This is a genomic window from Salinivibrio sp. SS2 (assembly GCF_001722075.1).
Taxonomy (GTDB): domain Bacteria; phylum Pseudomonadota; class Gammaproteobacteria; order Enterobacterales; family Vibrionaceae; genus Salinivibrio; species Salinivibrio proteolyticus.
This window is the reverse complement of the sequence record NZ_MEBP01000024.1, coordinates 80,917-102,532: the sequence shown is the minus strand read 5'-3', so window position 1 is coordinate 102,532 and position 21,616 is coordinate 80,917. Positions and strand designations below refer to the sequence as shown.

The 21,616-nt window shown below is 50.0% G+C and carries 15 protein-coding genes and 1 riboswitch; of the genes, 8 read left to right on the top strand and 7 right to left on the bottom strand.

Annotated features, from left to right (window positions below; all coding sequences use genetic code 11):
- Nucleotides 1–16 precede the first annotated feature (16 nt).
- The 4 genes from BGK46_RS01815 to BGK46_RS01800 form a co-directional block, all read right to left on the bottom strand.
- On the bottom strand, nucleotides 17–1,678 hold the full coding sequence (locus BGK46_RS01815; protein ID WP_069586767.1) for a DUF342 domain-containing protein: 1,662 nt from the start codon (nucleotides 1,676–1,678) through the stop codon (nucleotides 17–19).
- Between the two features lie 423 nt (nucleotides 1,679–2,101).
- Complete coding sequence (locus BGK46_RS01810) at nucleotides 2,102–4,126, bottom strand: GNAT family N-acetyltransferase (protein WP_069586766.1); 2,025 nt, start codon at nucleotides 4,124–4,126, stop codon at nucleotides 2,102–2,104.
- Nucleotides 4,127–4,226: 100 nt separating this feature from the next.
- The gene (locus BGK46_RS01805) at nucleotides 4,227–5,201 is read right to left on the bottom strand and encodes a ParB/RepB/Spo0J family partition protein (protein ID WP_069586765.1); all 975 of its coding nucleotides are present in this window, start codon (nucleotides 5,199–5,201) and stop codon (nucleotides 4,227–4,229) included.
- 9 nt (nucleotides 5,202–5,210) lie between these two features.
- Nucleotides 5,211–6,419 (bottom strand): ParA family protein, encoded by a 1,209-nt coding sequence (locus BGK46_RS01800; RefSeq protein ID WP_069586764.1) that lies wholly within the window; start codon nucleotides 6,417–6,419, stop codon nucleotides 5,211–5,213.
- 1,341 nt (nucleotides 6,420–7,760) lie between these two features.
- On the opposite strand from BGK46_RS01800, the gene BGK46_RS01795 reads away from it, so the two are divergent.
- The 3 genes from BGK46_RS01795 (at nucleotide 7,761) to BGK46_RS01785 (ending at nucleotide 11,723) form a co-directional block, all read left to right on the top strand.
- Complete coding sequence (locus BGK46_RS01795; RefSeq protein WP_069586763.1) at nucleotides 7,761–9,737, top strand: replication initiator protein RctB domain-containing protein; 1,977 nt, start codon at nucleotides 7,761–7,763, stop codon at nucleotides 9,735–9,737.
- A gap of 286 nt (nucleotides 9,738–10,023) precedes the next feature.
- Nucleotides 10,024–10,893: a DMT family transporter gene (locus tag BGK46_RS01790; protein WP_069586762.1), complete on the top strand. Its 870-nt coding sequence runs from the start codon at nucleotides 10,024–10,026 to the stop codon at nucleotides 10,891–10,893.
- Nucleotides 10,894–11,078: 185 nt separating this feature from the next.
- The gene (locus tag BGK46_RS01785) at nucleotides 11,079–11,723 is read left to right on the top strand and encodes a GNAT family N-acetyltransferase (RefSeq protein ID WP_069586761.1); all 645 of its coding nucleotides are present in this window, start codon (nucleotides 11,079–11,081) and stop codon (nucleotides 11,721–11,723) included.
- Here BGK46_RS01785 and BGK46_RS01780 read toward each other — a convergent pair.
- Nucleotides 11,691–13,991, bottom strand: a complete 2,301-nt coding sequence (locus BGK46_RS01780) for a bifunctional diguanylate cyclase/phosphodiesterase (RefSeq protein WP_069586760.1) — start codon at nucleotides 13,989–13,991, stop codon at nucleotides 11,691–11,693. The two genes, BGK46_RS01785 and BGK46_RS01780, sit on opposite strands and share 33 nt — an antisense overlap.
- 423 nt (nucleotides 13,992–14,414) lie before the next feature.
- Between BGK46_RS01780 and BGK46_RS01775 the strand changes: the two genes are divergently transcribed.
- The 4 genes from BGK46_RS01775 to BGK46_RS01760 all read left to right on the top strand — a co-directional run bounded on the left by BGK46_RS01775 (nucleotide 14,415) and on the right by BGK46_RS01760 (nucleotide 19,202).
- On the top strand, nucleotides 14,415–15,203 hold the full coding sequence (locus BGK46_RS01775; RefSeq protein WP_069586759.1) for an HAD family hydrolase: 789 nt from the start codon (nucleotides 14,415–14,417) through the stop codon (nucleotides 15,201–15,203).
- A gap of 17 nt (nucleotides 15,204–15,220) precedes the next feature.
- Entirely contained in the window at nucleotides 15,221–15,487 is a 267-nt protein-coding gene (locus BGK46_RS01770; protein WP_069586758.1) for a DUF3081 domain-containing protein, read from the top strand.
- Between the two features lie 62 nt (nucleotides 15,488–15,549).
- Complete coding sequence (locus BGK46_RS01765) at nucleotides 15,550–17,445, top strand: PAS domain-containing sensor histidine kinase (RefSeq protein ID WP_069586757.1); 1,896 nt, start codon at nucleotides 15,550–15,552, stop codon at nucleotides 17,443–17,445.
- Nucleotides 17,442–19,202, top strand: coding sequence for a putative bifunctional diguanylate cyclase/phosphodiesterase (locus tag BGK46_RS01760; RefSeq protein ID WP_069586756.1), 1,761 nt, complete (start codon nucleotides 17,442–17,444; stop codon nucleotides 19,200–19,202). Before BGK46_RS01765 ends, BGK46_RS01760 begins: the two co-directional genes overlap by 4 nt.
- A 35-nt stretch (nucleotides 19,203–19,237) precedes the next feature.
- Here the strand turns inward: BGK46_RS01760 and BGK46_RS01755 are convergent, their stop codons facing one another.
- A complete protein-coding gene (locus BGK46_RS01755; protein WP_069586755.1) occupies nucleotides 19,238–19,468 on the bottom strand; it encodes a hypothetical protein in 231 nt (76 codons plus the stop codon).
- A gap of 8 nt (nucleotides 19,469–19,476) precedes the next feature.
- A riboswitch (TPP riboswitch) is annotated at nucleotides 19,477–19,577 on the top strand.
- A gap of 61 nt (nucleotides 19,578–19,638) precedes the next feature.
- Here BGK46_RS01755 and thiD point away from each other — a divergent pair.
- Nucleotides 19,639–20,496 carry a bifunctional hydroxymethylpyrimidine kinase/phosphomethylpyrimidine kinase gene (gene thiD / locus BGK46_RS01750; RefSeq protein ID WP_069586754.1) on the top strand — a complete coding sequence of 286 codons (858 nt, stop codon included), beginning with the start codon at nucleotides 19,639–19,641 and terminating at the stop codon, nucleotides 20,494–20,496.
- Between the two features lie 83 nt (nucleotides 20,497–20,579).
- Here thiD and BGK46_RS01745 read toward each other — a convergent pair whose 3' ends face one another.
- Complete coding sequence (locus BGK46_RS01745) at nucleotides 20,580–21,605, bottom strand: potassium channel family protein (RefSeq protein ID WP_069586753.1); 1,026 nt, start codon at nucleotides 21,603–21,605, stop codon at nucleotides 20,580–20,582.
- Nucleotides 21,606–21,616 lie beyond the last annotated feature (11 nt).

Sequence of the window (21,616 nt, the reverse complement as noted above, 5' to 3'; positions counted from 1 at the left end):
CAGTGTAAACTCGCGATTAAGCTTTCGCTTGATAGGGTTTAAGCTGAATTTTTGCATTCTCATACATCAAAATGGACGGACCGTGCTCCGAGTCGACCGAATGCTTTTCTTCCCCGATGGTGCAATGCACTCGGCTCAAAAGAGACTTGGTCGCGACAATCGTCGATTCCCGGTAGCCCGCGGCAATTTGTGCATCCGTTACTTCAATCTCGTGTTCAATGTTGTCTATCTCTTCAAAAAGATGATCGCGCGTGGTGGTAATACGCTCTACCATCGCTGCATCACGCTTTTGAGCCGGTAAGGCTTCAAGCTTCGCTTCTGCGGCTTTGATGCGGTTAAGTTGCGCTTTTTTCTCTTCCCATTGTTTATTGAGATCGACCACTTCACGTTTCAACAACGCCAAGCGTGAGAAGCAATGAATATATGTGTGTGCCCCTGCACTCGCACCGATGATCACCGCCTCTACTTTTTCACCTACTTCGTGTTTACCCCCCGCTAGTGTCCCTTTCCGTTTCGTGGCATCGGCAATCATCAGTGATTTACCCACATGGGTTTGACAGTGCATCGCATGCAACGTGAGCTCGAGGTTGTTGTTAGCACACAAGGTGGCATACTGCGCAAACTTAGCAACGATGTTGCCTTCCGCCACCAAGGTACAATTGATCTCGGAGTCAGAGGCTACTTGGCGGCCGATAATACCATTTTGTATGATAATGTCTCCGCCTGCCGTGATGGTGCATGACTCAACGACACCGCCGACAGTAACTGTGCCGGTCGCGGTCACTTTCATCCCGACTTCGACGTCGCCTTTAATCACCACACTCCCTTCAAAATTAACGTGCCCTGTCCCCACATCGACCGCGTCCAAACTTAAGGCATCATCTACCGCGACACCGTCATCCAATAAACGCGGAATACCCGCCATGGTTGCCACCAAGATATTAGGGTCTTTATTACTGAATTCACTGCCATCATGTGCATTCAGCGCCATGGGTTTACCTGGTGTGGTCGGTAATACCGACCCAGTCACAGTGAAGCCTTCGTAACCGGCAGTTTCAGGCACCAGCTTGGCGAGTGGCTGGCCATTTTTCACCATCACCATCTCACCGAGATCACGCATATCGACTCGCCCGTCATCACGCTCTCTCGGTCGGCGAACACGGTCGGCGGGATCTTCGATCAAATAAACGATATGGGCGTCTTCACCCGGCACTGGCTGGCGACCAAACGCAACCGGGACATCCAAATATTCGCCCGGTTTTAAGCGCCCAGAAGCAGAGAGGAGTTTTTGTAAGGTTGGCTTTTTGATGCCACGCACAATGTTGGCTTCACGCAAGGTCGAGAGAATATCATTGGCTTTAAGACCACTGCCACCACAGGCACCATTCACGACTAAGTAGGCTGTCATCTTGTCGTCAGCAATACGTGCTTCGACTGTTGCATCACGGCTTTCGGCAATGATGATTTCTTCGGACTCATCATGTTCGGTACTGTCATTCAGCTTGGCGAGCGCAGATTGAATCGTATCATCAAAGCAAAAGAAACTACCGACCTTGTTGGCAACCAACCAGTCTTTAATCTGATGTTTATCAATCGGCTCATCGCCTTGATGATGTCCGCCGATTGATAGATATACTCGTTTTCCATCCTGCGATATACGTAGGATTTCGTCTAGCATCTTGGTCCCTGCCTATTCGGTCCTTTTGAAAACCATATCGTCAACGCGAAACAGTCCTCGTCATGAGTTTAAACCTTTATCGAGGCGAAATCTTTTGGGTAGTTTCTTATAAATTAGCTGACATTAAACGCAACCGCGCGCAATTGTCTCATTAATAATAAATTATAGGGGTTTTGGCACACATGGAAGTGAGGTCACGTCTAAAAGCGTGAGGTAGTAAGCGTTTATCATAAAAAAGTGTGAGGATGCGGTGAGAAGCGTACATCTTATTGCATATCACGCATTCCAGTTAGAATGCGTGCTATCTAACACGACGATATCTTCGTCACCGTTAAAGCTGAGCGTAGGCATTGCGTTTTGGCAATAATTTACAGTGTAAATAGGGGCAGCGATAGGACGTCAAATTTACACTGTAAATAGAGGCTAATTATCCAATCGAAAAGCCACGTAATCACGTAGGGCTTTCTCTGCCGCCTTCTTACCTGACAGATTAAACCGAGCACAGACAGTTTGCCAACAAAGGCCTTGTAGGACTTTACTGGTTAATAGCACCTCGCGCCAATCCCACTCGACAGGCGACGTTGACTGGAATGTCCATCGTGTCCAAGCTTGCAAACTCCCAATCGCCGCTTCAGTGCCAACACCGCCGGCCGCATACCCCTGCACTTGACGAGTCTCCGCGTTGGTTAGCGGACGAGCGGGCATGAATGCGACCAGTGTCGCTGCGATATCCGGCTCCAAATTCTGGTGTGCGCTCATCAATAAAAGGGGGAAGCTTTGCTGAAAAAGCGTCACGGCTTCTTTCATCCATGTCATCGTCTCTACCGGCCTAATTAACTGCAATGAGTAACATCCGCTAGCCTGGTCGCGCTTCATGCCAAGTTTAACCGGATCAAAACCCTGCTTCTGCCAAAAGTGAATAAGGTCTTTTGTCGCCCCAAAACTGGTGCCTATACAGGCTATATTTTCTTTCGCGGCTTGCTGTTGAAGATGCGTCAGTAATCCACTTGCGACACCGTGCCGACGCCATTCAGGAGCGACCGCAATGCGCTGAATACGCCATAGCTTGTTCTCTAACACCGTTGCGTATCCAAGGTGAGTCGCTAATGATTGTGCCAGTAAGTGCCCGCGAATACGGCGAGTGCCTGCAATCACTGCCTCACTTAACGGAGTTGAAAAGCCTCCCTCTTCCGCCACCACCACAACGCCAATCGTGTGTTCACCTTGCTTGGCAACGACGATACGCAAACTGTCATCATCAAGCAACAAGGCTAAATCATTGGGCGATGTTTGATAATGGGCCGTCATCAACAAAGAAAATAGCGTGACCAACTCTTGTTCATGATGGAATAAATGTTCAGCGCTGAGCGTTTTAAACTGCACGGCGCTATCCGCACACGGTTCCATCTTTGGTGGTATCACATCGTGAGCTACATTGAGTAGGAAAAGCTGATTCAGACAGGTCTCTACTGGATCCCCTTCGGCCCAACGCATGGGTTCGGTTAGGGTGAGAGAGCGCCACTGTGGCTGTTCTTCATCGAGGAGCGCGCGTAATCTAAGCGTAAAGGCGCGACCCGTTCCTTCATAACCATGCTCGGTACTGGCAATGGCGACACGGCTATACTGGCGAAGGAGCTGACTAAGCATGGGCAGTGGAATGGCTGCCGCCTCATCAACGAGAAGAAGATCGGCGTCGGGGCATTCTCGCAGCAACGCATCTGGCGCGACAAAGCGAATACGACTACCTTCAACACCAACATCAAGCCCATTCACATCCGTTGTGCCCAGCTGCTGTTTGGCATGGGCAAACAAGGTAGTGACATTGGCGGGAGTTGGCGACGTCACCACAATTTGTCGCGGCGCTTGTAAGGCTAACTGCGCTGCCGCTATTCCCATCGCCGCGGATTTGCCACGTCCACGATCCGCGGTCAGCAATAAGGGTCGACGGCGATGCCCAGTCACTACTTTTTTTAATCCGTTAATTGCATCTTGTTGTGAAACGAGATGAGATACGTCGGATAAAGGCGGAAGGGTGGGCGCCCGACAACCTTGATGTGAAATCCAAGCCACACTGTCCGTATTTTGCAAAAGCCGAAGCATTCTTCTGACCGATAACGGTAAGGTCGCCACATCGGCCGCCACCTGCAAGATGATCAGAGAGCCGGCTCGACAGCAACCACTGATCGCACAGAAGGCCTCGCTATTAAATGCCCCATCAACGTCCACTAACAGATGGCCACACTCTTGCCCTAACCATTGTTTGGCTTGCCGCCAGCTGATGACATCCGGTGCATCTTGGCTTGCTACGCGACGCACTGGCGCCTCTCCTAACGCTGAAAGGATGTCAGTCACCGACCGCTCAGAGACCACCAGTTGACGATGCGAGCGGGCTTGGGCTGTTTCAATGAGTTGAGAGAGAAACTGAGACAACAGAGACGTGGCAGACATGAAGCGCCTAATCGAGTGATAAGAACAATAGGCTGATCATAACTGAAAGCAAAAAAAACGGCACGCAATGCGTGCCGATATTCAATCACGAGGTCGAGGCTTACACGTTATCGAGCTGCTCTTTAATCAATGCGAGTATACGTTCGGCTTGCTGATCATCAATCTTTTTAAGGTTGATGCTTAAACTACTGCCTTTGCGTCGATACGCCGCACGGCCTTCCACTAAGGTCGTTGATTGCTCTTTTTGCTTCGCTTTTGGCGTAACTAACTCATCCTTAAATTGCTCGATGTGCAAGGTCACTTCTCGGGTAATACGCGTCACGCCCTGCGCATCCACTTGTTGCCACAACGGAGTATTTCCCAGTTTATCCAATAGTGCCTGCTGTTGACTGTCGTCTAAGCCAAAGAACAAACGATGCAACTTCACTATGGTCGGACGGCCAAGTTCGGCGACACTCGGATAGGCTTGCAGTAATGGCAAGGGTAGGGCAGCAGCTTTCAACGCACCACTGACCAGTGCTTCGCTGCACTGGCAGACTGTTGCCAACGCCTTTTGATCAGCCACTTCGCCACTATCCAACATGGCTTGCATCTCTTTGCCTCGCTCATACAACGACAAAGGTTTATGCGCATTAGCGACATCGGAAAGAAATTTTGCATGACGCGTACTAATATCTTTCGCGACATAAACGAGGAAGTCTTGCTCTGCAATCAAGCACGACATGCGACGGCGGCTACCGTCCAATACCTCAATGCGTCCATCATCTAACCAACGTCCCACCGCGGGGTATTGCTGACCGCGGTCTTTGAGCGTGGTGAGAATATCTGATAGCGCGAGCTCATTAAGAAAGGACTGCTCTCGGGCGTTTTTATCAAATACCGTGGTTTTCTCGGCGATATCCGCCGCCGGTACTTTAATTAGCTCAAATTCAACAGTGTGTTCGCCGGCCACGGCCAGCTCAATCACCGCCGCTTTTTCGCTAGCCGCTTTTTGCGCTTCTTGCGTGGTGGTGGCGCGACGCTTGTCGGCTTTGGCAAACAAGCGTGCATTCAAATCGGAAGTTTTAATCGCCATTCTTCTTTATCACTCCTGATTGAGCAATGCCCAGTGACTATGTAGCACGCGCTCAAGCTCAAGCCCAACACGGTGCACCGCTTCTTGCGCAGTTGATAGTGTCTTCTTACCTCCCTCAAAATCTTGCGAGGTCAAGTCAAAGACAGTGCTATACGTATCTGCACAGGTCTCAAACGCGCGGCTTCGAGGAATCGTCGCCATCATCACTTGGTCACCCAAAAGGTAGTTCATTTCAGTCAACACTGAAATTTGCTTTTTATTATCATCTTCAAACATAGTTGGCATTAAGCGCACAAACTCGAGACCATGCCAATCTTCAGGGAACATTTCATACACTTGAGGTAAGTGCTGGAAAAAGTTCACCGTTGATGCCCAATCCAAACGCTTGGCGGCACACGGAATCACCAACGCATTTGACGCATACATCGCATTCCAAACGAGGGGATCGATGTGCGGGCCCGTATCAATCATGATCACGTCGAACTCATCACTGATAGGGTCAATAACCTTCTCTTTGAGTAATTCGACGACATCGAGCGACTGACTGCTTGCCAATGCTTGCCATGCTTCTGCGTTGAACATGGCATCCTCAGGAAAGGCAGCCATGGTTTTTAAGTTTGGATATTGCGTCGGCAGCAAGACATTACGCATCATAAAGTCTTTATCTGCCGCTTGGGGGGTATTATCCAGCATGACGTCGACCGCCGAATAAATCCCTTCCTGTTCCGTCAGGCTGATTTGTGGATTGAGGAATAGACGCAACGATCCTTGAGGGTCAAGGTCAATTAAACAAATGCGATAGCGCTTCTCTAGGTTTAATGCCATACAGGCCGCGAGGTGCACCGCACTCATTGATTTACCCGTTCCGCCTTTCTGGTTCTGGATGTTTATCACCCAAGGCTTATGGGCTTTTCCCTTACGCTCATGAAAAGAGGGGACATTGGCCGCATCCATGATTTTATGAGCTTCATCTAAGGTAATCGAGTAGTGGTTTGCATTGTTCTTGGTGAACTGATGCCCTTGCTGCTCCATACGAGAAATTGCTTCATCTAGCTTACGACGGGTTAAGCCAGATCGGGTTTCCATCAACGCTTTTGACATTGGTGGAAACAACTGATCATGTCGCTCTTCCATCACAATTTCGACGCGATCAGACTGAACTTGTTTCGTCTGCGCAGCGATATTGCGAAGGTTTTCAATCGTCTTTTCCCTATCCATCTTATTTTCGCCATCATGAGGAATAATTGGCGATTGTACAGCACTAAGAAGTAAATACAATAAAAAGCTGAACAGATAGCAATCAAATAAAGATCCTGCTCACAATTGTTATTCCAGCGAATATAAGGGCATTTTTACCGCCAAAATCTTGCGACTGAATGTAGGACAAACGCCAAATATTTAAAATGTCACACTGTCACTTATTTACAATGTAAACAGCAAAAATTCACGGAAGCCTATTTCATGATGGACAAATTACGGATAGTGTTATTTCAATCTTAATTGTCTGTCTGACGATACTCCACGAGTCACCTTTCTACCTCGCTTGATGCTATTAGTAACCTTTAACATGGCTTTTGATCATTTTTCCCGAAAACATGATCAAGGCAGATGCGATGTAAAGCGTAGTAACCTTGATCATGCTTACGCTATCGGTATCCCTTTTAAGGAACGATGATCAAGTAATATATCCGTTGAATTTGTCAGCAAATGGACGCTCACTGACACCAGTGAATACGGAAAAATGATCAAGTGAACCGCGACAAGCGGACTCTTCCCTATTCAGGCCGGAACGATGAGACCAGTTGGCTAAAATACGGTGAATGTCCGATGTAGCAAGGGATCGCAAAGGATCGTCTCACCATTCCGCAGCTACAGTAGGCTCGCAGTTATCGCTACGCATACGATCCAACAGCACGATCGCCATCATGATCATTGTTCCGTAAGTCGGACACATATCTCGGCTTCGCTAATCTACTGTGAATGTCATTTCAATTTTAAGCCCAAGCGCTCCTTTTCCCTCCTCGCCTGGTGACAATCTCACCAATATTGACCGGAAAAGCTGAAAATGACGCTAGCTTGATCATAGTTCCATACCATAAACAGCCGATATCCAGCAGATTTTGGCTAGGATAACCACACAAGGTAATACTTGCCTGTGGATAAAGTGTGTGTGAGCCATGATCATCGTTTCAATTGATTGATGATCATCGCTTCGCGCCATTGATGATCATTGATACGGGCATTACATGATCATCGTTGGTGACGTATGTTGATCATGCCTCCGACCTTGTGTTGATCATGCTTTCGGGGGTGTCAAAAAATAAAATGCTAATAAACAAACACTTAAACAATATTCGCCGCATGGATCAATAGATCAGATCATCAAATTAGATCAGTTAAATCATAAAGATCAGTTAAAAGCGCCAATAAAAAAGATCTTTCTTTTATGATTTTTTTTTATTAGGATTTACCTGGAAGTATGGTCAATTTACGGTCTTTGCTTATTTGACTATTCTCGCTCTCCAATGAGCAAGCTATCGGGAAAGGAACGAACTGCACATGAGCAGCACCAAACCAGAAAAAATACTGATTAAAGCCCCACGATCGCACAAAGATGGGCATCTTTTTGAAGTGCATGCTCAACTTGTGGACTGGCTTGCTCAATATGAACATTTTAAAGGAGTAACCAAAAGTATTCTTGAGTTACTGAATCTGATTTCAGTTCGTGGCTTTTCCTCCCAAGATGGCTATGTGTCAACCACAGAATTGGTCGATGCAACTGAAGGCCAACTCACCCGTGCCGCGATTCAGCAACGACTGCGAGCAGCTGTCAGCCTAGGGTTATTCGTCCAACAACCGGTGCGGTTCGAGGAAGGCTTAGCAGGCAAAACCATGCTTCATCGCTTCGTTAATCCTAGCCGTTTAATCTCTACCCTTGGTAGTGCGGGGTTAATGACAGAGAAAAGCCGTGATGTGGTCAAACAAAAACGCTCGAAAGCATTGGCACAAAATCAAGTGAATCGCCAACTGCTCAGTGAGCATGGGCTAGGCACGCCTCCTACCATGCCGGATGAGAAAGATCAGATCTTGGTATCGCCGACCAGTTGGGCTGGGATCATTGACCAAGCATTGGCACCGCCGCGAACGAAAAAAAGTTACCAAAAGTCGATGGTAGCGATCAGTGGCACCAAAGCGATCATCGAGACACGCTCAGCGAAGTCTATCATGACGGTGGACGATCTGATGACCTTGTTTGCGCTGTTTACACTGACAGTGCAATACCATGATCATCATCTGCCCAGTTATGAACTGCAGACGCAGACCATCGGCAATAAAACGCCAATCTATATTACGGACATCCTGCAGCTGCGCGGTAAGAAAGACAGTGGCCCAGCGCGAGATGCCATCCGTGAAAGTATCGATCGGATTGAATTCACTGATTTTCAGTTGCACGAGCTGACGGGACGTTGGTTGAGCGAAAACATGCCGGAAGGATTTAAAAGTGACCGTTTCCGCTTCCTGGCCCGCACCATCACAGCGTCAGAAGAAGCCCCAAAAGAAGGGGAGGATGGTGAAGTAAAAATCAAACCGAACCTGTATATTTTGGTGTGGGAACCGTCGTTTTTCGAAGAGTTAATGACAAGAGACTACTTCTTCTTGTTCCCCCCCGAGATCTTGCGTCAGCATACCTTGGTCTTCCAGCTGTATTCGCTCTTCAGAAGCCGTCTGTCGCGTCGTTTAGAAGATTCCTTGTTGTTGAGCGAACTAAACCAGAAAATGGCGAGAAACATCGAATGGCGCCGTTTTTCGAGCGATCTCATTCGAGAGCTTAAAAAACTGGCTGATGGAAAGGTGACGGATGATGTGTTTGCAGTCAATCTGTGGGGGTATCATCTGACCCTCACTCGCGAGGATGATAAAAAGTATCCTGACTATCGGATGGATATTAAGTGCAATGTGGATGAAGTGATCCGCTACTCACGGGCCAAGATGTATAACGAAGGCAAACGATCGCTAGCACCAACCATGCCGAACCCACTGCGCAATGAGATTTTACCCAAACAAGACCTTGATCAGCTTTCCGGGATCATTGATGGGGAGTTTGAACCCATTCAGCGCAAAGAAAAGTCCAGCGGTCGATTAGGGCGGCGTGTGAAGTTACGCAAGCACTTGGTTGAAGTGAACGCGGATGAGCTTACGATCGTGTTGTCGAAATATACCTCGGAGGAAGCCCTCCAACGCAGTATCACGGCGTTATCAGCAATGACGGGACATCCAGCGTCTGTGATCACGGAAGAGTGCCAAGGCTATTTAGAGAAGCTGGATTGGCTGATGGTGGGTGAGAATGTGGTGCCGTACGAGACGCTAAGCCGTACCATTGAGTTTTATAACCAACAGCAGCAAGAGCGTCATCTTTCCATCGAGCGATTGATCTCTGGCTTAGCCGTACGTCGTAAAGTCTGTCAGCGCGTGTATGAAGGCCATTTAGATGGGCAAGTATTAAGCGTGCTTGATGAGATTGCCTCAGGGCGTTGACCTTACCGTTTTTCATGTCAATAAGGATTGGCAGTAAGTTAACCAAGCGCTGACAATTGCTAAAGTAGGAACGATATACTCAATCTCGATAGATACCTTTGTCCTATTTGATGTCCTCGTCGACATCCTTTGGCACTTCTCTCGCCAGCGGGCTCTTTGCCCGCTTTTTCTTTGCCTGAATCCACCCTCTCGCCCTCAACGTCCAGCAAATTAGGCGTTTCATTGGTGAGTTTACAGTGTAAACTGCCTGCTTTTGCTTAATTGATTTTTGCTGTTTGGGAGATCTATGCCTGTTTTCTTGCCCTTTGCGGCAGTGTCCATTTGGGCGATGAATACCATCGTCAACAAGATGGCGGTGGTGGTGATTGCTCCTGGAGCCATGGCTTTCTATCGATGGTTCTTTGCGATTTTAGTGCTTACTCCCTTTTGTCTGCCGACTTTATGGCGACAGCGGCGTGCGGTGTTTAAATTAGCCCCTCGTCTTGCGGTGTTGGCGTCTCTGGGTATGGTGATCAACCAATCGGTCGCCTATTTTGCTGCACAAACGACTACCGCCACTAATATGGCGTTAATTATGTCGTTGGTCCCAATGCTCAGTTTGCTATTTAGCGTGTGGTTTCTGCACCAACCGCTAACACGTATCGCCATCGCTGGCGCGATATTGTCCTTTTCTGGACTTGGGTATATGCTCACTCAAGGTCAGCCCATGACGCTGCTTGAAAGCGGTGTCACTGCCGGTGATGGACTCATGTTGATTTGCGCATCTGCTTATGCCTTGTATTGTGTATTACTCAAACGCTGGCCGATGTCGGTGTCTAATTGGGTTTCTGTGTATGTACAAGCATTGTTTGCGGTATTGATGCTCTTACCTGTGCTTTATGCCGCGCCCAGTGCTGATATTGTGCCCGACGCGTATCCCTTGGTGGGCTTTGCGGCCGTCGGCGCGTCGGTATTAGCGCCGGCATTGTGGCTAAATGCGATCGCGCTCAATGGCGCTAGCCGTACTGCGATGTACATGAATTTATTACCCGTACTCACCGCAGGCATTGCCATGATATGGCTTGATGAAGTATTAACGCACTATCACCTCATTGGTGGCAGTTTGGTGCTTATCGGCGTTGGATTATCGCAACGATCTACCCATCCAACACGCTGACAACCGTCTACACTTGATAAATGAGCGTAGTATCAACCTAGGGTGTTGATAGGAGGTGAGCGATGTGGTGGTTAATTGAATTAGATTGGATGCCTTTATGGGTGACGCCTGCGCAAGGCCGCGTGAAGTCATCGGCCTCATCACCGATTATTTGGTAGTGAACCCAAGGAGAAATCGTTACGAACATGGAAGTGAAGGAAATGGAGACGCCGCGGGTAACGATTCGACCCGCCTTTCGTCGTGAAGCGGCCTATTTCTGGCGTCAGATTTACCACTCTCGCGCGTGGAAGCAGTTTGACGCGCCTTATATTCCCCTCGAACCTGTCTCATTTTGGTCCTTTCGGTTTGGCCTGTTCCGACGTTTCATTGTTGGAGACAGTGCCAAAGTCATTTGTGTGGATGAACGTCCTGTGGGCTATGTGACCTTCTACTGGGAAGACAAACGCACACGCTGGCTTGAAGTGGGGATCACTATTTTTGACCCCGCCGATTGGGGGAGGGGAATCGGCCGCCGTGCGTTGGCCTTGTGGGTGGATGAGTTATTTCGCTGCCAAACACTCAACCGAATTGGATTGACTACTTGGTCAGGGAATCCGGGCATGATGCGCTGCGCGAAGGCGTTAGGCATGAAAGAAGAAGGCCGGTTGCGTTCGGTGCGCTTCTTTCAAGGTGAGTACTATGATGCGTTACGTTTCGGTGTGCTTCGCGAAGAGTGGTATGGGTTACATCACACCTCTACCCAGCTTGGTATCAACAATGTCTCTCTAGACGCCCAACCCGCTCCGCTTGCTGCAGCATCAACCATGCACAAGCATCATACGCTGGTATGATGCTGGCATCACTTGTTTGTCGATGGCGTGACTCTCAAGCGGGCGTGATAACACATAGCCTTGCAAGTAATCGCATTGATGATAACGTAGCCAAGCAAGTTGTTGCCGTGTTTCGACCCCTTCTGCGACGACACGCAAATCAAGCGCATGGGCCATGGCAATAATCCCACGACACAAAGGGGCTGCTTTGCCGGTCGGCTGATCGATATCCATGATAAAGCTGCGGTCCATCTTCACCATACTGAACGGATATTGGCGCAATAACGATAACGATGAGTAACCCGTACCAAAATCATCCAGATAGAGCTTCACGCCCAATTGATGGAGACGATGGAGGTTTGTCGCGACACATTCGGAGTGCTCCAGTAAGGCGGTTTCTGTCACTTCTAAAGCTAAGCACTGAGGTGCAAATTGATGGCGTGCGAGCAAGTCCGCAATGTCATCCGCAAAGGAGCTTGCTTGGCATTGCTTAGCGGAAACATTAACCGTAATTGTTGGGCTCTGACCGGTAGGCAAGCGCTCACTCCAATTATCTAGTTTACGCGCGACTTGCTCCAATACCCATTCGCCCAATTCGATGATATAGCCGGTTTCCTCTGCGATAGGAATAAACTCAGCGGGCGAGATGGTCCCGAGGGTTGGGTGGTGCCAGCGTAGTAGCGCTTCGGCGTGGCTAAGCGTTTTATTTTGTCCATCGAAAATAGGTTGATAAGCGAGCGTGAACTGATGTTCGGCGAGGGCCTTTTTAAGATCTTGCTCGACAATAAAGCGGTGTTGCACTTTGGCTAGCATCGCGGGTTGAAATATCGCGAGCCGCTCTCGCGTAAGCTTGGCGTGATACATGGCAATATCGGCTTGCTGAATAATATCAAGCAACGAGGCATTGGCGTTATTCACTGTCGCGATGCCGATACTGGCACTGATATTGAGAACATGTTCGTCAACGGAATAAGGCTGACTCAATACGCGAAGCAACTGTTTGGCTTTGGTTTGTGCCAATGCGCAATCTTGCTCGAGCAAGACAATAAACTCGTCGCCACCAAAGCGAAAGATACGCTCATCGGGGATGTAACGGGTTAATCGCGACGCGACACGTCTAAGTAAGGTATCGCCGACCACATGCCCGAGGGAGTCGTTAACGGCCTTAAAACGATCGAGGTCGATAAACAATAACGTAAAGCTTGTCGCGCGTTGGGCTTTCAACATCGCCAGCATACGTTCCAGCATGCTATCGAGCGCCGCACGATTGGACAGCCCAGTTAAACTATCGTGCCGAGCTTGATGATACAGTTGGCGTGTTTGATTGGTCACCAGAGCCTGTGCCAGCGTGAGTCGGTTCGCATAGGACCAGAAACTCGCCAAAATAGATAGTCCCAACGCAAGCACTAAAATGCCGACTAAAATGGCATAGCGACTCGCAGCACTTCGAGATTGAATATCAAAGAACTGAACCACCAGCCCCTCTTCGCTACCGGGAATGGCAATAAGATCGGTATCTGCGCGTTGATTTTGCCAAGGATGCAGACGCGCGGGTGAATGGGTGGAAAAAAGCTGCTGATGCCCAAATGCTTCCTTGGCTGTCATTGCCAGTGCGGGAGCTGGGGTGTCGCTTTGCCAAAGTGTTGGGAAAAAGGTGTCGAAATACAATGTCGTCGCAAGATAGCCCCGCAACTGACCATCAGGTTTGGTAATTGCGGCAAACCAGCGCACACCGTGCCCTTGCTGATCACTGATGAGCATAGCCTCTGGTTGGCGCTTGAAATAGGCACGCTCCATGGTCACTGTGTTGTCACATTGCGCATCGGCACGCCAACCCAGATAGCCATTTTCTTTTGCTTTAGGCGATACATATAGTGCGGGGAAGGTGTCGTTACGCATCACCCATTGGCACGCTTTGCGGCTTAATGGCGGATAAGGCTGAACCGGATGACGCTGAGCAAAAACATCACTAAGCTCAGCGCGGTTCACGCGAGGCAACCACATCACACTATCAATTCCGGTATTGTCATGGGTATGGGTATCAATGAAGCGGTGAAACGCTGCTTGGGAGGGGCCGGCTTCTTGCTGTAAAAAGAGTTGCGCAGAAAGTTGTAGCTGATAAATATGTGAAAAGGCTTTGCTGAGCACATGACGCTGTTTTTCAACTTGTACTGAGAACAAACCGTGTTGACGCTGTATGTCTAGCGTGTAAACCAGCCAACTGGATAAACCCGCCAGCGCAATAACTACGCCGAATCGCCAAATAGGCTGTGATCGCAAAAAGCGCATAATCAAGAAGACAATGTGTGACAACCAATGAGTCGATAAGGGTAAGGTGTCTCGATGACAGTTTTGATGGGATTTTGTGTCATTTCCGTGAACGCTTGTTTGAACACTGGGTGCTGACGGTGATCGGCGTCGTCAAAAATATGACGTATTTTTTATACAGTCATCAGGTCGGTATCACTGGACGCAACAACGCAAAAATGTGATGTGAATCACTCATTGGTTAGTGGCTTGATTAGGAAACGAACTTTTGAAAAGGGTGGTTGATTATTCATTCTTCTCGCTCAGATTCGATACATTATGCCTGATCTTTCGATAGGGGATCACGACCTTCTCTGCTAACTTCTAGTGAGTCGATGGATGACACACTCTCGACAATACCTCTGTTCCTGCCGAGTAATAACACATTGATTGTGGGGGAGTTCCATGAAAAAGTTGGAGAATGTCTCTGCGGTATGTTTCGATCTAGATGGGACCTTGGCGGACCCATTTGACGACCTTGTTGACGCGATATCGGGCATGTTGAAAGGGCTCGATCTACCACCTGAAGATCCGAATACGATCAAAGACTGGATCGGTGATGGCGCAGATTTGTTGATCCACCGGGTGTTAACACGCCAGATCAATGGCCGCGTGTCAGATGCGGTCTTGAATCAGGCGCGCACACTTTTCCTGTCCTCCTATCTGGGCAAAAAACCGCCAAAAACACGACTCTATCCGGGCGTCCTTGAGTGCTTGAAAGGACTGGCACGCAGACAGCTGCCCATGATCTGTACCACGCACATGCAAACCGTTCACGCCAATAGTTTGTTAAAAGCACTCGGCGTGAGTCACTTTTTCACGCGGATTGTAGGCGCTGATGCGATTGCTGCCTTGCAATCTGGCCCCGATGCCATCTATGAAGCCGCGGCGATTTTACGCGTTGCGCCCACGGAGCTATTGGTTGTTGGGGATGCCGTGAATGACGTTCAGGCCGCACGATCGGTCGGATCCCCTGTTGTTTGCGTGACTTACGGCTATAATTACGGAACAGAGATAGAGAAAGCGCGTCCCGATCTGACCCTTGATACACTCGCGACGCTGCCCAATATCATAGAAAAGCCGATGCATTCACGCGAACAGGGACCAGCAACCACTGTTCCATCGCATCCGGTCATCGCGTCGCCTTTGCCGTCTCACTCCTTGCGCCGGGGAGGTGATGCGCCATTCCGATAAACGGTCAGGAGGGAAGCGTGAAAAACGAACTAGATCCTGCATATCTACTTCGCGCCTACGAGATAGTGACTCAGTTTGGAGAAAAAACCGAACAAGGACATCGCCTAGATGGCATTGAAGCCTTCTCAGATTATGACGGCTACACCATTTATTTAGCCGGAAATGGCGTACAGTTACGGGTGGGGTTTCACAATACATATCACCTGGATTATGAGCACGAAAACCTTAAAACGCAGTTCTTGAATAAGGTCGATGCCTTGGTGAAAAACTATCGACAGTCGTGACCAAACATTCGATAAACGCCCCGTCATGGGGCGTTTTTTTTGGCCGATGATCAGGATTTGTTATGGATAATCAAATCGTTAAGAAAAGCCGTACCGGCAAACAGTGCGTAGTGACAGGCACGGATGCCCACTATCAAGCACTCGTGGCGAGTGCAGCCGCTGCCATTTTGGTGATTGATGAATCAGGTGTGATTATCGATGCCAATCCCTACACCCACACATTGCTGGGCTATGACCATCGGCAACTGGTGGGCAACAATGTGGAATGCTTGATGCCGCCAGAGCATGAAGGGAAGCATCAGCATTATCTGATGCAATACCTTACCGGTGGCGAAGCAAAAGTGATTGGAACTGGGCGGCGAGTTAAGGCCCGTCATGTCGATGGGCATCTTGTCCCTGTACACCTCGCGGTCAGTGAAGTACAGATAGACAGTCGGCGTGAGTTTATCGGCATCATGTCCGATCTTAGCGCGCTCACGCAGGCGCAAGCGAGCGTAAAACACGAGCGCAACCAGCTAAAAACCATCATCAATGCGATTGCCAATCCAGTGTTTGTCCGCGAGTTAGGCGGGCGATATACCATGGCCAATCATGCGTGCGTGCAGGCCGTTGGGGTCGATAATGTGGAGGCGTTAGCTGATGCCTTTGCCCAGTTATTGCCCAAAGGAGGACGAGAGACACTCAACGCGCTGGATCATCAACTGACCATGAATGGCGAGCCGGTGCATACCGATGTCACTCTGAACGATGGCCGCACCTTTAAACTGGCGAAAACCCTCATCCATCACCTCGAAGGTGAGCCATATGCCATTGTTACCGTCGCGTACGATGCCACCCCACTTCTTAATGCCATGAAAGACGCGGAGCGAGCAAACCAAGCGAAAAGTGACTTTCTTTCTGCAATGAGTCATGAATTACGCACACCGCTTAACTGTGTGCTTGGCTATGCACAATTATTAATGAATGCGACCTCGCCGGCGTTAGAGGCCACTCAGCAACAATACGTGGCACAAATACACCAAAGTGGCCGTCATTTACTCGCCCTGATTAATGATGTGCTGGATCTTGCCAAAATCGAGGCGGGAAAAATTTCCCTCAACCCGAGCTGGGCACCTTTGCGTCCGATGATTTGCGAGGCTATCGATTCGCTGTTGCCTCTTGCCCATCGCCAGACGGTGAGTTTGCGCCATACTCTACCGGACACACTCAACGGCGATCTTTACGTCGATGCGACCCGTTTTAAGCAAGTGCTGATCAACCTCATTAGCAATGCAATTAAATATAACCATGCGGGTGGACGTGTCACGGTATCGACCTGTCAGCAAGCCGAAACGATAACGATCGCGGTGACGGACACAGGCATTGGCATTGAACAAGATAAGCTGAGCGCGTTATTTGAGCCTTTTAATCGCTTAGCGGCCGAGCAAACCCATATTGAAGGGGCAGGCGTGGGGCTTGCGGTCACACAGCAATTGATCGCGCAAATGCAAGGTGAGATCACCGTGAGCAGCGAAGTCGGAAAAGGGAGTTGTTTTGCCGTCACCTTTCCCTATCGTGGCCAGTCGTTGACCGAGATAGCGTCTTCATCCACACCATTCACCCTTACCCAGCCGCATCGAGTGCTTTTTATTGAACCAGACGTTGCACAGCAACGCTTAATGGCCGATTGGTTCGAAGATTGGCCGTTACTGACCTTGACCTGTGTCCATGATTTATCGTTAGCAGCCGCGATGGCGCATACCACACCGCCCTCGCTATTCATGGTCAGTCATGCGGTGCTTGATGACACGGCAGATCAGGTTCAGTCGCGACTCGGTGAACGGCCCATGATCGTGGTTAATGTGCCGGACACCGAATCTATGCAATCGCACAGCGATAGCATTGTGACGTTGGCGTCACCGGTATCGGGTGCGGCGTTGGGCCGAGCGATGCAAACACTTTTGGAGGACAGGGCATGACACGAGAAAAATCCCAAGCGCAGATCCTGATCATTGATGATCGACCGGAAAATGTCGACTTGTTGACTGCCATGTTGCTGCAATCTGGCTATCAACACATCACAGGCCTTAACGATCCACGCCTTGTGACCGATTACCTCTCACCGATCCCCGATTTAGTGTTGCTTGATATGCGTATGCCTCAACGCTCGGGGCTAGATGTTCTCGATTTGCTGAACAATACGCTCGGCGAGCACTGTCCCCCCGTGATGGTGCTTACTGCCGATAGTGACAACAATCTGCGCAATCAAGCTTTATGCCGCGGGGCCATTGATTATCTCACCAAGCCGTTTGATCACCATGAAGTGCTCCAGCGCATCCATAATATTCTCCATTTTCAATTCAAAACCCTGAAAGAGCGAGATCAAGCGGCGCGTTTGCAGATGTTAGTGAATAAGCAAACCGCGGCATTACGTACCCTGTCTTTAACCGATCCCCTAACCAATCTACCCAATCGACGTGCGCTGGTGGATGCGGCTGAACGTCAACTCGCAAAGGGGATGGTGACCGTGTTAATGATCGCGTTGGATGGGATGGAGGCGGTCACACAGCATCAAGGCCACTTAATGACAGAAGCGCTGTATAAGCACCTAGCGGGGCTCTTAGCCAGTAGCTCAGTCGCAAGAGGGCGGCGTATTGGTGTGTGGGACAACACACGTTTGGTGATGTTAGTGGAAGGAGATATCACCGCCATTGACGCACTTGCTAAGCGGATTTGTCGATTATTGAGTGGTCATCACACCCTTGATGGCCGTTTGATGTCGATGCACTGCCATGTGGGAATAGCCCAAGCGGAAGGTGATCATCATGATGTGGAGCAACTCTTTCGCCAAGCGATTCTAGCTATCCCGACCGATGACACTGAAGTGGGTCATTATCGCCAAGAGTTGGATGCGCAATCGCAACGTGAGCATATGATCCGCAATGGACTTAGCCCGGCCCTTGAACAAGGAGGGTTGTCTTTGGTCTTTCAGCCCAAATGGGATCTCAATACCGGTACCATGGTAGGCGCTGAGGCGTTATTGCGTTGGCGTCATCCGCAACTGGGAGCGATCAGCCCGGCCGAGTTTATTCCCATTGCCGAGCGAAGTGCTGATATGATCCAACTCGGCGATGCCGTTTTTTCTATGGCGTTGCGCGCGCTGGTCCGTTGGCGAGAGCAATACACCTTGCCTGAGGCGTTTCACTTAGCCATCAATGTCTCTTCCCAGCAACTTCGCCACGGTTTTGCCGACAGCATTCTTGCCCGCTGCCAAGCGCTGGAAGTACCCACCCAAATCATTCAGCTTGAGGTTACTGAATCGGCGTTAATTCGACATATGTCGGTGGCGCTTAAAGAGTTACAACAGCTCCGTGATGCGGGGATGCACATTGCGCTTGATGATTTTGGCACAGGCTACAGTTCATTGAGCTATTTGAAACAGCTTCCTGTGGATTGGGTGAAGCTTGATCGTAGCTTTATTCAAGATCTTACATCCAACGCCGGTGACAAACATCTTGTTGGTAGCGTGATCGACCTAGCGCATGGGTTTGGCCACGGTGTGGTGGCCGAAGGCGTGGAAGAAGTTGGCCAGCAACAGATTTTGCAGCGTATTGGCTGCGATCAAGCGCAAGGCTTCTTATATGCCAAACCGCTGGGAACAGAACAGTTTGAACAGCTTCTGCAAACCGGATGTGAGTGCCCAGCGACGGCTATCAGTGCGCCCGTGTCTGGATAGCCGTGGTCATCATCGGATTAGAGATGAGTCATGCGTTAGAGGTGGCTGATAATGGTATCGAGGCGCTGATTAAACTCGGTGTCGGTCACCAAGCCTGACGTGGGGTCAAAATGCTGGTGAAAACTCGGTAGCGATAAGGTCCCTTTAACCTCATCAGCAAAATAGGGAGCAGAGTGCTGGGTTGAGGTCAATACTGGATGAAAATCAACGTGAAAAGCGTGACGGTACGGTATGCGTAAGGCTTGCGCTTTATCCGTAGGATGCATATCCTGAACTCAGTTAGTCGGGGAGCAAGTAATTGCTGAGACTGCGAAAGCAGGACCCGTAGAACCTGATCCAGTTAGCACTGGCGGAGGGAACTGACACGATCAGCGCATAAAGTGATGCATACTGCCGTACTTTGTCTCCTTCCGCCCCTGATGATTAAGGGGCCATTATGAACCTATCTCCACCTGTTATTCTCACCATTGCCGGCTCAGACAGCGGTGGTGGCGCGGGCATTCAAGCTGACATTAAAGCGATTTCAGCGACCGGCGGCTATGCGTGCTCGGTGATCACTGCGCTAACCGCGCAAAATACCTGCGGTGTTGACGCCGTCTCGGCGGTTGAGCCCGATTTTGTGCGCGCCCAATTAGATGCGGTGTTGTACGACATGCCGGTGCGTGCGGTGAAAATCGGTATGCTGGCCAATCAAGCGATTATTCGTGAAGTCGCTGCTGTGCTGGCACGGTCGCCACACTTACCGGTGATTTTAGATCCCGTGATGGTCGCGACCAGCGGCGACCCTTTGCTCGACGAGCAGGCCATGACGGCGTTGATTGAAGAGCTTATTCCGCGAGCAACGGTGCTCACTCCCAACTTGCCGGAGGCCGCTCGCTTAACCGGTCGGCCTGTGCCTACCTCTATAGAGCAAATGCATGAGCTGGTGCCGGCACTTCGCCATCTAGGCTGTCCTTACGTGATGCTCAAAGGAGGCCATTTACACCAGATGCCCGAGAGTGTCGATATGTGGATTAGCCGAGATACCTGTCAAACCTTGCGCGCACGCCGCATTGAAACTACCAACACCCATGGCACCGGATGTTCACTGTCTGCTGCGATCGCCTCGTTTTATGCCCAAGGGATGACGCCTATCGAGGCCGGGCGAGCGGCTAAGCAGTATTTGACGGAGGCCTTAGCGCATAGTCAGCAGCTAACGGTCGGAAGAGGCGCTGGGCCGGTGCATCATTTTTACGCTTACCCTGATAATTTGTGTCTGTCGCCAGCAGAGCATGCTGTCGCGGAATTGCCCTGAGACGAGATGGAAACGATCCGCTGCAACCCAAGTGGGGCAGCGGCATCGAAAAGAAAACAGCAAAGATGCGTTGGACGCGTCCGTTAGGCGGCAGACCAATGTGGTAAACGCTCGGCGGCGATATAAAAGATGCGATCGCCCGGTGCCACTTCAGTGTGTAGGCGAGGGTTCAGGGTGATCCCATCGCCTTTGTCGAGACCAATTAAGGTTGCATCATGCTCATGCTTTAATTGATTAAACAAGGTGCCGACATCGGTTGCACTCGCATCGGTGGGGTAGCGGGCACAGTATTGGGTCATCCCTTGAGCCGTGCTCAATAGCTCGTGATGTAATTGACTTGATCCGGGATCAACGGCCGCTTTTGCCAGCATTTCTACCGACACAGACGGCACACATTCAGCGTGCGGATAGTGCTGCTTCAATATTTGGCTGAGTGCATCATCTTGAAAATACGCGAGTAAATGAGCGGAAGGGTTTTTGTGAGCGCAGAACAGCGCCGCAGAAAGCGTAATATCGTCTTCTGGGTTATCGATAATGATACTCGCGGCGCTGTCGATGCCGGCGCGCGCAATGCCCTCGGCATCAGTAAAGCTGGTCACGCGCACAAACTCCACCTCGCCAGGCAGCGGATTTTCCATTTCAGGACGGACACAAAGCACGATCGGGCGCTCGCCATGAATACCGCTTTGCAACAACCGGATTAACTGAATGGTACGCTGGTCGTTCCACCCCAAAACTAAAATATGATTTTTCACAGTAAGACTCCGTTTTCCTTGTAATCCACGTCGCCAATAATCCACTAAGGCACTGGTCACATGCCCAATCACCACCGCAAACAGACCGAGCCCACCGGGAATGATCCAAAAGGCGGTAATCCACTGTCCTGCCTCGGTGGCGGGCGAGTAATCGCCATACCCCACGGTAGAGGCGGTGACCACTAAATAATAGATGTAGCGACTGAGTGACTGAGTCATCTCAGTTTCACCCGCCGATTGTAAAAGCAGCCAGCCAATGACGCCGTAGGCAAGTACGACCAATCCGAGAATACGCCCGTTTAAATGGGCGAAGTGGCTGATAATCCAACGTTTAAAAAGCAACCAAAAGGTCATAGTGTCTCGCT

What these genes read in the sequence shown, in the direction of transcription:
- BGK46_RS01815 (WP_069586767.1), bottom strand. Translation starts at nt 1,678, where the DNA reads ATGCTAGACGAAATCCTACGTATATCGCAGGATGGAAAACGAGTATAT.
- BGK46_RS01810 (WP_069586766.1), bottom strand. Translation starts at nt 4,126, where the DNA reads ATGTCTGCCACGTCTCTGTTGTCTCAGTTTCTCTCTCAACTCATTGAA.
- BGK46_RS01805 (WP_069586765.1), bottom strand. Translation starts at nt 5,201, where the DNA reads ATGGCGATTAAAACTTCCGATTTGAATGCACGCTTGTTTGCCAAAGCC.
- BGK46_RS01800 (WP_069586764.1), bottom strand. Translation starts at nt 6,419, where the DNA reads ATGGATAGGGAAAAGACGATTGAAAACCTTCGCAATATCGCTGCGCAG.
- BGK46_RS01795 (WP_069586763.1), top strand. Translation starts at nt 7,761, where the DNA reads ATGAGCAGCACCAAACCAGAAAAAATACTGATTAAAGCCCCACGATCG.
- BGK46_RS01790 (WP_069586762.1), top strand. Translation starts at nt 10,024, where the DNA reads ATGCCTGTTTTCTTGCCCTTTGCGGCAGTGTCCATTTGGGCGATGAAT.
- BGK46_RS01785 (WP_069586761.1), top strand. Translation starts at nt 11,079, where the DNA reads ATGGAAGTGAAGGAAATGGAGACGCCGCGGGTAACGATTCGACCCGCC.
- BGK46_RS01780 (WP_069586760.1), bottom strand. Translation starts at nt 13,991, where the DNA reads ATGCGCTTTTTGCGATCACAGCCTATTTGGCGATTCGGCGTAGTTATT.
- BGK46_RS01775 (WP_069586759.1), top strand. Translation starts at nt 14,415, where the DNA reads ATGAAAAAGTTGGAGAATGTCTCTGCGGTATGTTTCGATCTAGATGGG.
- BGK46_RS01765 (WP_069586757.1), top strand. Translation starts at nt 15,550, where the DNA reads ATGGATAATCAAATCGTTAAGAAAAGCCGTACCGGCAAACAGTGCGTA.
- BGK46_RS01760 (WP_069586756.1), top strand. Translation starts at nt 17,442, where the DNA reads ATGACACGAGAAAAATCCCAAGCGCAGATCCTGATCATTGATGATCGA.
- BGK46_RS01755 (WP_069586755.1), bottom strand. Translation starts at nt 19,468, where the DNA reads ATGCATCCTACGGATAAAGCGCAAGCCTTACGCATACCGTACCGTCAC.
- thiD (WP_069586754.1), top strand. Translation starts at nt 19,639, where the DNA reads ATGAACCTATCTCCACCTGTTATTCTCACCATTGCCGGCTCAGACAGC.
- BGK46_RS01745 (WP_069586753.1), bottom strand. Translation starts at nt 21,605, where the DNA reads ATGACCTTTTGGTTGCTTTTTAAACGTTGGATTATCAGCCACTTCGCC.